This is a genomic window from Spirosoma agri (assembly GCF_010747415.1).
Classification (GTDB): Bacteria; Bacteroidota; Bacteroidia; order Cytophagales; family Spirosomataceae; genus Spirosoma; species Spirosoma agri.
The window spans coordinates 1,273,299-1,285,500 of record NZ_JAAGNZ010000002.1 but is presented as its reverse complement, the minus strand read 5'-3'; the positions used below and the strand labels follow the sequence as shown (position 1 = coordinate 1,285,500).

The window sequence follows — 12,202 nt, the reverse complement described above, 5'->3', positions numbered from 1 at the left end:
GTAACTAATCAATTTCAGCACTGCATGTTCTTCCAGCCTGACCTTACTGGCAAGGTCAGGCTGGAAGAGTATTTAATCGGCCAGTATGATCTTGCGGCTCAATCGCTTATGATTCTCGATTACACTCAGCACATACAAGCCACGGGGTAAAGTGCTCACCCCCATACGAAGCTCATTTGTCCCCTCCGCTACTGATTCGGTTGACTCCAGCACTGTGTGTCCAGACTCGCTTACTAGCTGTACGTTGACAGTGCCAGCCCCCACAGCTTTATAACGAACCCGAACCTCGTCCCGAGCCGGAATCGGATAGACTACGACCAGTTCTTCAGTGGTTGTCTCCTGGCTGGCAATCGCTCCCAGCCGACCGCTCCCTCCCGCCGGATACAACCGAATCTGCGGGATTACCTGCTGGCTCTGCCCCGGATAGGTCCATAACAACTTAGCCACCGCTCCACCTGGTCCTTCGAAATACTCCAGTCGTATATCATATTTCTGGCCTGCCGTTAATGCTATCGATTGCGTGTTATTGATGGTGAGCGGATGTCCTGTCCAGTTATCAATTACCAAATTACCGTTCACCCACAGCCGTATACCATCATCAGATGCCGTAGTGAAAGTATAATTTCCACTTACCGGTGCTTCGACCTGACCCGTCCAGCGAGCCGAGAAGTTATCGACGGCGATATTACTAGCCGGAGAGCCATCACCCCAGTCAAAATTGACATTGGCATCTACGCGGCTCAGCACAATAGGTGCATTCAGGTCTTTATTGTTAAAGTATTCAGCACGAAGGCCACTGCCTGTTCCTCCAACCACTACCGGAGGCTGCACGGTTGTGTTAGTGGAAACGCGCAGGTACGAGGCAGTGGGAATCACCTGCTTACCCATATTAGGTCCACTATAACTAAGGGTCAATACCTGTCCACCAGTTCCCTCGAAGTACAGCAAGCTCAGGGCATGCACGCCCGCCTTCAAGCCGATGGTTCCCGATCGCTCCTGTTCGGGGTGGCCACCATCGTTGTTGACCACTTCGGTATTGCCGATCAAAAGTTTGCTGCCGTCATCCGATGAAGAATAGAAGGTATAGACGCCGTCTGTCGGAATAGTGATATAACCGGTAAAACGCAGCGCAAAGTTATCTTCCCGGCTGCGCAGATCGACGGTAGGCATGGCGGTAGCACCGGTTTTTATCGGAGTCAGCGACCCGAAGTTAGGCAAGTTGCTCCAGTTACCTTCGTAATAAGCGTAATCCAGCCCAGCCGTCGTGTTGGCCGGGTTCTCCGGATCACGCAACGAACTGGCGGGGGGCTGAACCGGGGTATTGGTAGCGATGCGCAGGTACGAGGATGCCGGGATCACCTGCTTGCCGATGTTGGGCCCGCTGTAGCTCACGGTCAGCGCCTGATCCGCGCTGCCCTCGAAGTACAGCACGCTCAGGGCATGCACACCCGCCTTCAAGCCGATGGTTCCCGATCGCTCCTGTTCGGGGTGGCCACCATCGTTGTTGACCACTTCAGTACTGCCGATCAAAAGTTTGCTGCCGTCATCCGATGAGGTATAGAAGGTATAGACACCATCGGTGGGCACGTTGATATAACCCGTAAAACGCAGCCCGAAATTATCTTCCCGATTGCGCAGGGCAACGGTAGGTGTGGCGGTAGCACCGGTTTTGATCGGAGTCAGCGACCCGAAGTTAGGCAAGTTGCTCCAGTTACCTTCGTAATAAGCATAATCCAGCCCAGCCGTCGTGTTGGCCGGGTTCTCCGGATCACGCAACGAACTGGCGGGGGGCTGAACCGGGGTATTGGTAGCGATGCGCAGGTACGAGGATGCCGGGATCACCTGCTTGCCGATGTTGGGCCCACTGTAGCTTACGGTCAGCGCCTGATCCGCGCTACCCTCGAAGTACAGCACGCTCAGGGCATGCACGCCCGCCTTCAAGCCGATGGTTCCCGATCGCTCCTGTTCGGGGTGGCCACCGTCGTTGTTGACCACTTCAGTACTGCCGATCAGGAGTTTGCTGCCATCATCGGATGAGGTATAGAAGGTATAGACACCATCGGTGGGCACGTTGATATAGCCCGTAAAACGCAGCCCGAAATTATCTTCCCGATTGCGCAGGGCAACGGTAGGTGTGGCGGTGGCACCGGTTTTTATCGGAGTCAGCGATCCAAAATCGGGCAGGTTACCCCAGTTACCTTCGTAATAAGCGTAATCCAGACCAGCCGTTGTGTTGGCCGGGTTCTCGGGGGTACGTAATGGCGTAGCCGCCGGTTCTTTCAGAAGCACGATGGAGGAGTAGGCAGCAACGGTCACCTGATTGGTATACACATTGTTCTTCATATCCCGGTAGGTCCCATCCAGTGACGTCTGAGTGGCATTGCCTGTTGGATTGACGATAAATCGGATGTAGTCGTCCGGATTGCCAGACGCGTACGTAATGGGGCTACCGGTCGTTGATTGGTCTTTACCATACTGGCTTTTCCATTGCGCCAGTGAAAGGTCAGCTCCGGTCGTGTTGTTATATACGGCTCTGATTACGTAGGTATCGTTGAAGGGACGTGCGTATACATTATTGTCAAACTGGCCGAAACTACCCAGATCATTCTGGTTAGATTCATATTTGACATTGAACTGACTGGCCAGCCGACTCACGAAAACATTATTCTGGATAACATTGCTGCGGGGCTGACAACCATTTGCGCTCGTAATCGCTAACTGACCTTCACCATTATTGTAGGCCGTATTTCCGATCAATCTGATATTGGACGATCCATGCAGGTAGTATCCAAGACCTCTACAGTTGTACACAGTGTTGTTCGTAACCTCCATGTTGGTGGTACAATCGTCGAGATAGATACCATTCGCGCCAGAATAAGCTCCGCCTGGCGTTCCTTCCGGAGCACCGATGCCATTATAGACAATATTGGACGCGATACGAATGTCGCCAAGTGGTTCCTTGTTGCCGTTCCAGATATAGATTCCGCTTCCGTCGCTCTTGGTCAGACAAAAGTTACTGATCTGATTCCGCTGGATGGTGGTACTAGTCGCGAAGTTTAGTGCATTGTAGCCTATGTTATCGATTACGTTGTTCTCAATCAGCGTGTTCGCATTGGACGAAGATCGGAACCCTATGTACGTTCCATCGCCACTCTTACCCCTACCCGGTATCAGACCGATGCGCCGAACGGTGTTACCCCGGAACGTCACATTCTGGTAGGTGCCAATGGTAACCCCGTTGTTATTGATATCGTCGATCAAATTATTTTCCAACACAACTTGTTGGCCGTTTCCCTGAACCAGTATACCGTCCTCTCCCGACTGCGTAATGTCATTACCAGTAATCACTACGTTCGATCCGTTATTGACCAGCAGATCGGTGGACAGGGCCTGAGTGATCTGTAGATTGCGAACCGTTACGTAAGACAGGTTCGATAAATTCACCGCTTCGGCCGAGACAGTGGCGGCAATTGTCTGGCTGTTGGGGTTTGCCTGACTATCGTACAGCAGAATTGTTTTATTGGCGGGGTTATAATACCACTCACCCGTCTGGTCGAGCGTAGACGGGTGATTCTGTATAAAGTAACCCCAGTTGTCCCCTATATCGTAGGTGCCACTGCCGTCCAGCGTCAGCGTATTACCATTCTGTCCAGTAATGGTGGCCCGATTCAATATCCACTGCACAGGGCGAAAAACGGCCTCCCCCCCTGACCAGTTTGTCGATAACCCCTGCTGGCTGGTGAGCTGTGTTTTACCACCATGCGACTGTACCGTCAGATAACCTTTATTGCTATCGCTCAAGTTAGGATAGCGCCCCAGTGGCAACGCCGAGTTATCTCGGTACAAACCCGTTACCCGGTCCCCACAGGATGAACAGGTCGCCTGCCAGCGATTATTTCCCAGATTGGACCAGTTCGTTACGGACTGCGATCCACTGATAACAGGTTTGGCCCCCGAACCATACGCATCAATGACGATGGGGTTATTGGCGGAGCCTGACTGACGAAGTTGCAGACTTCCCCGAAAGGTATCACCCCTACGAAAAAGAACCTGATCACCAGGCTGTAACGCAATCGTATTGACCTTATCCAGGCTCTGGAAGGGATGGTTGCTGGAGCGTCCATCCTGGGTGTCATTGCCATTAGCAGCGACATAATACGTTGTTTGCGCTAAAACGTTCGGGGTCAATGCACCCAGTATCAAAAATAAACCACATCGGACTAGCGTTGTGGTTGTTGGATAGATCATGTTTTCCAAGTTACGTTTGAGAAAATATGCTAATACGCTATTTTATTCATAAAAGTATAGTTACAAAACTATTTTAACAAACTATAATTATTGATTTATACTAATAAGCTAAAAGTAACGCCGAATTTTGCACTATTCATCCGCCAATTCATAATATAATAATATATACTTAACCTTTCTGTGCTTTCTAATTCAAAAATAAATACATTCTTACTTATTTTCCATTAAATTCAAAATTATTAATACGTTCTCAACCAATAATGGAATAAAGATACAAGATGCGCCAATCGAGGATATTAGTTTACAAAATATATATTTATTAAATAATAAAGATAGTTGACTATCATTTGTGTTTAGCGTGTCGTCCAAAGATTCACATTTCCAGCCATACCGTATCCAGGCAGGTTGTGAGAGGGGTTTAGGGGCATCATTTCGAGTCTGCCAAGCGTGTTTTGCTGAAATGTAGCCAAGTTGAGCTTATTCCCGAATCCTCACTACTTCTGTCCAAATGCGTATCTTTTCATCAGCGGGTAGTTAGGTCTGAGTAGTACTGTAACGTAAATAAATAGGACAAGGCCCGATTACTGATCGGGCTTCTGTCTGCCCGGAACCTTATCAACGCCAGTTAAATCCAATCATGATCAGAAGATGGGTCCAGCTCAATAGGCCAACCAATCGATATAACTGGGCCATTCGCTAAATGGACTGTAACAATTGGTTTACCGAGAATGGTTATTCTAGTATGCAACCGACAAACTCAACTCCAGCCCAAACTCCCTCACCAGCGCCCGCTCCTTTACCCAAACCGAAACGGCCAAAACGTCCCAGAATCAAGAGGGACTTGTGAGTGACGCTGGTGCCAGTCCAGCAATGCTTGTAATCGTGTGACGTTGCCATAGCGACCGCCTTCCTATCACCCAAGCTCGGGCATGACCATTATCCTACATTCTTCAACAAGTGTAGTACACGTGCTCGCTGCCCTTACTGCGATAAGTACAGGTACCTACATTCTGTTTACGACCAAAGGAACCAGTGCCCATCGACTGGCTGGGCGGTTCTATGCCGTTAGTATGGGCTTACTCTTATGTACGGCCTTTCAGATGTACTACCTTTCTGGCTGTTTTGGTATCGTCCACTGGGGGGCGGTCGGCAGTGGCATTGACCTACTCGTTGGGCTGGGAGCCCTTGGTCTGAAAGCGCTTAGTCGATCCTGGCTTACGTGGCATTATCTGGGTATGGGTGCATCGATCACCGGGCTATACGCAGCCTTTTTCGTGGAGAGTACGTACCGTTTTTTCCCGGAGATTTATTATTGGTGGGTCACCCTTGGATTGGCCGCCCTGGTTTTCCTTGTTGGCAGTTTCCTGTTATACCACCATTATCCAGGTTGGATCAGGGCGATACGCTATACGTCGGGGTGATGAACTTGGCCGCAGTTTCGCAATCGCTGATTTCCTTTTTAGAACAAATGCGTACCTTGCGGCTTTACTAATAAAGCTAGTATTTTCGTTAATCAATGGCCAGCCCCTTGCTTACAAATGATGCAACAAAAGCAGCCCTTTCTGATTTTGGTCGTCGATGATGAGCCGCCCATTTTCGATCTGATCACCACGACAGCTCAGACGCGGTTTCCTCAGGCTACCTTCGTTAATACACGATCCGTTCAAGAAACGCTCGACTACCTCCAGAACCAGGAGGCCGATTTGCCCCAACTGATTTTGTCCGATATTGATCTGCAACAGAGCCGGGATGGCTTTGATTTACTGGATGAAATCCGAACCAAGTTCAAGGGGAAGATACCCGTTATCATGCTCACAGTGCTTGCAGACCCAACGGCAGTAAAACGGGCGTATGATAAAGGAGTCACTGCCTACACCCAGAAGCCTGAAGATATGACGGGATGGCGCAACTACATTGATACACTCAAGGCCTATTGGCATGATACCAATTTCTTACCCTCTACTCCGCCGACCTGAGAACCAATCAGCGTATTCTGTAACGCTCAACGTATTTAGGACCTAAGACACATTATCTCTCGCTATGCTCACTCGTTTTGCTATCCTGTTGGTGGAGGACGACCTTGCTATTATCGATATCATCACCCGTACGGCAAAAACCAGTTTTCCCGAAGCTGATTTTATTCCGGTCAAAACCTTTGAAGAGGCTGTCGTTTACCTCTATAATGTCGAAGGGCCTGGGCCAAGGCTAGCCCTGTTGGATATTCATTTGGGTGGCTCTCAGACAGGACTGGATTTTCTGCAATTGATGCAGCAGCACCCACTTGGCAAGCTGGTACCGGTGGTTATGTTATCGGCCAGCCGATCGGCCCACGACCGCCGTGATGCCTACAACCGAGGAGCCGTTTCGTTCGTAACCAAACCCTTTAGTTTAGCCGAATGGAAAGTGTTGTTGAGTGAGTTACGTTCCTACTGGTACAACGCGGTTTCGTTGCCACGTACCTGGTTCGAGAAAACACAACAAGCCAGCAATTAGGCCTGATTGAGCAACGTTTTCAGGCGAGACAATGCATGCCACTACCTACGAGTTACGTTCCTTTTGCGCTTTCGCTGACCATATAATCGACGACAGCCTCATAATTACCACACCGATCATATTCCGATCGCTGACGAGCCGAGCCCGTTCCCTCTTTAACCACTCGTTTCACAAGCTGGTCAATTTCTGACCAGTCGCCATATTCTTCCAGGGCAGGCCGAATGTAGGTCAGGAACGAATCAATCAATTCGGGAGCGGCAATGGCACACCCTCCCCGTGGATCGATCAGGCTTTGCGCGAGACCATAGCGGGCGGCCTGCCACTTGGCGGCCTGTAAAATTTCAGGCCGGACGTGCACTACCACGCTATTCTGCTCGGCTTCCAGCGCACAGGTTCGCACCAGGGCTCGGGCCAGTCCTGCAATCATAACAGCCTCATCGACCGTCAGACAGACATCGGTAACCCGGAACTCCAGCGTTTCGTAATGAGACGAAGGACGCATATCCCAGTAGATTTTGGTCGCATCGGTAATGCTGCCCGTTCGCGCCATGTCATCGATCAACCTATCGTAGTCCGCCCGCGAGTTGAACACGTGGGGAATACCCGCTGTCGGCCAGCGTCCCCAGAGCTCGGTGCGAAAGCTGGCATACCCCGTATCGGTGCCCAGCCAGAACGGAGAATTACTGGCCAAGGCGAGTAAGACAGGCAGCCAGGGTCGTGAGCGGTTCATCACGTCGATAACCAGCTCCCGGTCAGGAATACCGATGTGAACGTGACAGCCAAAAATGAGTTGCTCCCGGGTCAGTTGCTGAAAGTCGGTTTGCAGATCGATGTAACGCTCTTTTGGCGTCAGTTTCTGATCCTGCCAGTGGGAAAAGGGATGGGTTCCGGCGGCTACAATGCGGCTATCGGCGCTTCGGGCGGCTGCGATGACCTGACCCCGTAGATGCCGAAGTTCATCACGCACCTGCTGGATCGTTTCACAAACCGAAGTGCCAATCTCAATCTGGGATAAGTAAAGTTCCTGCGTTACCTGGTCACCGAGGGTCGCCTGAGCTTTACGTAGTATCGATTGCGCCCTCGACCGAAGCTGACGACTTTCCGGATCGATGATCTGGTATTCTTCTTCAACGCCCATCGTAAAGGCTTCACGGGGGAGGGACATAGGTGTGTGTGTTAGGGATAGAGTCTCTGACCATTGGCTACTGACACGACAGCCAGCGTTACGTAATCTCGCTAACGAAGTTACCAGTTATTAACTACGCTATTTACGAAAAGTCGTAACGGCTTCCTGATAAATGCGCACACCGGGTATTTCCCGGACTCCGTGGGCAATATCGGCTTTGATGGCCGCTTCATCCAGCGTCCAGTAACCATTGGGTATTTGATTATGATCGATAATCTCGTACGTCCACTTCATCTGCACACCCTTCGGTTTGTCTACGATCGCGATCTGGGGCGTCAACCAGCTGGTCTGTCCGGACTCCGTCAGTGCTACCTGTTGAGCCGCCAGTTCCTGCTGGTGCTCCCGTATGCGTAACATCTCCCGGTTGTAATGCTCGACAGCATCTTTCAGCGGTTGCATAGCTGCGAGTATGGGAGCGGTCATCTGCTTCTCGATCTCCATCCAGTCGTGTTTCTGCTTATCGAGTTCACGGGTAATTTTAAGCCGTTCGGCAGCCACCTGCTTGATAAGCTCATGCCCCTGCGCAACGTGCTTGATAAGGGCTTCCTGCTGTTCAGCGGAACCACAGACGGCAGGCTGCCGATGTAGAAAGGCCACGTAGTCCGCTAGAGTAGCCTGGAGCAACTGGCGACCATCCTCCTCCGTCAGGGAAAGGCTCGTATTGGGTTTGATTTCGGTATCCATACCCCTACAAGCGATTAAATGGAATAAATGTTGGCAACGCCATAGCTGCCGGCCAGCCTCATCAAAAAAAAATAGCGCACCTATCGGCAAGCGCTACTCTATCGACCCTGATACACCTGCTTTTGCAGGTTTTGGCCCGTCTTTCAAAAATGATTACGTTCCTGACTTACGTTGGGCTACATACCCAGGACACGTTGCCCTGGGTATGTAGCCCAACGTAAGTCAGGAACGTCTGAATCCTTACTCCAAAAAAATGCATTGACAGACTTACGCCAGGTAACGCACGGGCATAAACTTCCCGATCTACCAGGGGCTAATGCCGGTTTCCGGTGAATTGTCGTCGCTAAAGAATTGCCCCGTTGGCCCATCTGGACCCAATACGGCTGCTTTTACTACTCTGGCAGCAGCATCTGGCACGGTTCCGGGGCCAGAGTGACCATTGAAATCGGTAGCGGTATAACCGGGATCAACGGCGTTGACCTTAAAGGGCGTATTGCGCAAGTCATGCGCCAGCACAATGGTATACGCGTTGAGAGCTGCTTTAGAGGCAACGTAACCAGCGGGCTTGACCTGGTAATATTTCCACGTAGGGTCACTATGCAGGGTGAGCGAACCCAGGCCCGAGGTAACGTTAACGATTCTTGGCTCCGTCGATTGCGTTAGCAGGTCCATGAACCTGTGTGTCACGTCGATGACCCCAAATACATTCGTTTCAAATACCTGCTTAAATCCGCTGGCTTCTGTTTCCAGTGCCGTCTGCGGTATAGCCCCGTGAATGCCCGCGTTGTTTACCAGTGCATCCAGCACAGTGGTCCTTTGGCCGAGTACGTCGCGGGCGGCTTTTATGGAGTCACTCGAATTGACGTCGATCTCGATAGGTTCTACCTGCGTCAGCCCTTCCGCCTGCAACTGGCTAACCGCCTGCTGCCCTTTCTGCAAATCGCGGCTGCCCAAATACACGTAATACCCCTGCTGTAGTAATTGTCTGGCGGTTTCAAAGCCAATACTTTTGTTTGCTCCTGTGATCAGTGCTGTTTTCATCGTTGATTTGTTAACAGCACAAAGCTACCGCGCTCCATGCGTCCAACTGGAACACATTCTGCGGCATTACTGGTACATTTTACGGATATACGTCCGGTATTCGGCAGGGGTCGTGCCCGTTTCCCGTTTGAAGAACCGATTGAAGTAGGAAGCATCCGAAAAACCAAGATCAAAGGCAATTTCCTTCAGTGACTGATGGGTATGAAACAGGAGCCGCCGGGCTTCCAGCACCAGTCGCTCGTGGATGTGTTTGATGGCCGGCTTGCCACTCTGACTTTTCACCACCTCGCTCAAATGCCCGGCCGATACATGAAGCATTGACGCATAGTCGTTCACTTCATGCCATTCTCGAAAGCATTCATCAATCTTGGCTTGAAATCGCGTCAACACCAGCTTCTCGACCGAGGGATCATTCCCGGTAAACTGCTCGCTATACAAACGGCTTAGATACGTGAGCAAAACCGTCAGGTAAGCCGCCAGCATGCGCTGCTGCCATTCACTGGGACGCTGATACTCGACATTGATTTTGGCCAGTATGTCTTCGACAAATGTTACATCAGTCTCTGTAAGCTTTAATTCATGGCCACCCTGAGGATTCTGGATCAGTGGCAGCCTAGTCAAGGACGCGTTCTCCTGAAGCGATAAAAACTCGCCCGTAAATGCAATACCGGTACTCCACAACTGTTTGAACTCTTCCTTCACGATGACCTGGTCTGGCCCGGAGAAGTAGATCGTGTTGTCTTGCAGAATGTAGGGCGTCATGTCGATCCATTGACGACCGCCCGCTTTCCGGATGAACACGAGCAGGTAGTGATCCTTTCGATGCGGTATCAGTAACTCGGCCAGATTAGGGAGACTGCCGTTGTAATTATACACCCTGAAGTGTCTGTTGCCCGTTACCCCGTCCGGTTCCAGCGAATAAACAGGTACTGGGGAATGAGAGTCAAGTAGTTGCATTGCCTAAAGCTATACCTTTTTCGAGCGCCTTCAATGAGTGGGTTACAGCAGCCGCCTTATCGTCGAGTCCAGACCAGTAACCACTCAAGGTCACATATCGCTGCTTCCCGACATTTGTGGCCGTTTAAAAATTCACCATCAGACCATCAGCAGGGTGGCTGTTGACATGGCCATCATAGCCACGTAATAGTTTGCGCAGTGAATAACCACCAGCCCCAACAGATCTCTATTCGCGACTTCGTCAAATGCATCCGATGCGCTTAGTCGATAATCCACCGTTGACTGAGTTCCTGTATACGTGGGCTCTACAACGAGCAATTCCACTCCATCGTTAGTCAGCAGAACGAATTTATTGTTCACAACGCCTTTCTGCTTGACCAGGAATTGGTCTGCTATAGTATCGAGTCTTGTCTTTATAACGAATTGGCCATTCCAGGTTAACTTAAAATCCGCAACAACCTCGGCGTTTTGGTTGACGGTAACGTTACTCCAGTCGAAGCCTTTGGCATCAACCGTGAAAGGTGCGTAACCGGGCAGTTCGATCGTTGACTGGAAGGAAAACCATTTATCATACACCAACCGTCCGACGAAACTATCGTTTCGTGTTAACGTGAATACCCGTCTCTCCGTTGAGGTTACGTTGTACGTGTTCATTGTGTTGAGTACGTGTGCAGTTGGCAGCGTTTGGCCGGTCTCATTCTGATTCGTTCAATTTGCGTACGAGTTCAGCATAGGTCAGTTCCATCTTCGTTATTATCTCTTTCTGCTCCCGGATCGCATTATGGATCGGCAGATGCGTATTCGTTTCTTCAGAATCATCGAACTCGCTCTTCGACGGCAGTTCATAGATGCTTAACAAATTTTTAGCCTGAACCAGATCGGCTTCGTATTGTGCTTTCAGGCGCAGTAAGTCTTCTCTCGATTCGTTTTCCATAGAGGTACATGAAGGTATAGTAAAGACTGATCAGCCAAGGATTACAAATCAATCGAACGGGGTGTTGGCCGCTGCTGTCTACCACCCCACCGCCGATAGTCTGAATCGAGACAGGGGAATAGATTTAATTTATTCACGCTCGCCTTGTAGTCAGCCACGTAATGCTCGGCAATATAAGGCCAGAACTGCTTTCGCCAAGCGGGATAATCAGTCTTTGTCTGGTAGAGCTTGTAGGCGCGCGCGCTGCTCCAGATCCTCACGTCGTCACAGGGCATAGTAGTGCATTCGGCAACGACAAATAGTTGCACCGCCTGTTTGATGGTATCGACTGGGGTACTGGTCGAACCAACCAGCAGGTTATATGTCTTGACGTTACCGGGCTACCTCTGATCCAGCATCGTGTACCAGGGCTTTTCAGGCTCGGTACTGGTGGTATCGATAGCAGAGGCCGTTTCGGTTTTAGCGGTTCTATTACAGCTACACAAAGCTAGCAACGGAAAAAGAATAAACAGTAGTTTCATTAAGGTATGCGCTAGCTATGTATCGACTCATGCATGTTGTAGCTGACTATGGCCCGTCTGATTGAGCCAGTAGCCGCCAGACAGGATCACTGTAGTACACGCTGTCTACAAAAGTAGACGATATAGTCAGTTTCATCG

Annotated in this window: 11 protein-coding genes; 3 read left to right on the top strand and 8 right to left on the bottom strand. The window is 50.5% G+C overall.

Going from position 1 to position 12,202, the window contains the following annotated elements; all coding sequences use genetic code 11:
* Positions 1-72 precede the first annotated feature (72 nt).
* Positions 73-4,248, bottom strand: coding sequence for a PA14 domain-containing protein (locus GK091_RS21955; RefSeq protein ID WP_164042004.1), 4,176 nt, complete (start codon positions 4,246-4,248; stop codon positions 73-75).
* A 968-nt stretch (positions 4,249-5,216) separates the two neighbouring features.
* Here GK091_RS21955 and GK091_RS21950 point away from each other — a divergent pair.
* The 3 genes from GK091_RS21950 to GK091_RS21940 all read left to right on the top strand — a co-directional run bounded on the left by GK091_RS21950 (position 5,217) and on the right by GK091_RS21940 (position 6,741).
* Positions 5,217-5,669: a DUF2306 domain-containing protein gene (locus tag GK091_RS21950; protein WP_164042003.1), complete on the top strand. Its 453-nt coding sequence runs from the start codon at positions 5,217-5,219 to the stop codon at positions 5,667-5,669.
* A 117-nt stretch (positions 5,670-5,786) separates the two neighbouring features.
* Positions 5,787-6,224 carry a response regulator gene (locus GK091_RS21945; RefSeq protein WP_164042002.1) on the top strand — a complete coding sequence of 146 codons (438 nt, stop codon included), beginning with the start codon at positions 5,787-5,789 and terminating at the stop codon, positions 6,222-6,224.
* Positions 6,225-6,288: 64 nt separating this feature from the next.
* Complete coding sequence (locus GK091_RS21940; RefSeq protein ID WP_164042001.1) at positions 6,289-6,741, top strand: response regulator; 453 nt, start codon at positions 6,289-6,291, stop codon at positions 6,739-6,741.
* A gap of 52 nt (positions 6,742-6,793) precedes the next feature.
* Here the strand turns inward: GK091_RS21940 and GK091_RS21935 are convergent, their stop codons facing one another.
* From GK091_RS21935 to GK091_RS21905, 7 genes are all read right to left on the bottom strand, one after another.
* A complete protein-coding gene (locus GK091_RS21935; RefSeq protein ID WP_164042000.1) occupies positions 6,794-7,906 on the bottom strand; it encodes a carboxylate-amine ligase in 1,113 nt (370 codons plus the stop codon).
* Between the two features lie 99 nt (positions 7,907-8,005).
* Entirely contained in the window at positions 8,006-8,611 is a 606-nt protein-coding gene (locus tag GK091_RS21930; protein ID WP_164041999.1) for a hypothetical protein, read from the bottom strand.
* Between the two features lie 303 nt (positions 8,612-8,914).
* Positions 8,915-9,652, bottom strand: a complete 738-nt coding sequence (locus GK091_RS21925) for an SDR family oxidoreductase (RefSeq protein WP_164041998.1) — start codon at positions 9,650-9,652, stop codon at positions 8,915-8,917.
* A gap of 66 nt (positions 9,653-9,718) precedes the next feature.
* The gene (locus tag GK091_RS21920; protein ID WP_164041997.1) at positions 9,719-10,609 is read right to left on the bottom strand and encodes a helix-turn-helix transcriptional regulator; all 891 of its coding nucleotides are present in this window, start codon (positions 10,607-10,609) and stop codon (positions 9,719-9,721) included.
* A 138-nt stretch (positions 10,610-10,747) separates the two neighbouring features.
* Positions 10,748-11,263 (bottom strand): hypothetical protein, encoded by a 516-nt coding sequence (locus GK091_RS21915; RefSeq protein WP_164041996.1) that lies wholly within the window; start codon positions 11,261-11,263, stop codon positions 10,748-10,750.
* A gap of 40 nt (positions 11,264-11,303) precedes the next feature.
* Positions 11,304-11,543 (bottom strand): hypothetical protein, encoded by a 240-nt coding sequence (locus GK091_RS21910; protein ID WP_164041995.1) that lies wholly within the window; start codon positions 11,541-11,543, stop codon positions 11,304-11,306.
* Between the two features lie 41 nt (positions 11,544-11,584).
* A complete protein-coding gene (locus GK091_RS21905) occupies positions 11,585-11,818 on the bottom strand; it encodes a hypothetical protein (RefSeq protein WP_164041994.1) in 234 nt (77 codons plus the stop codon).
* Positions 11,819-12,202 lie beyond the last annotated feature (384 nt).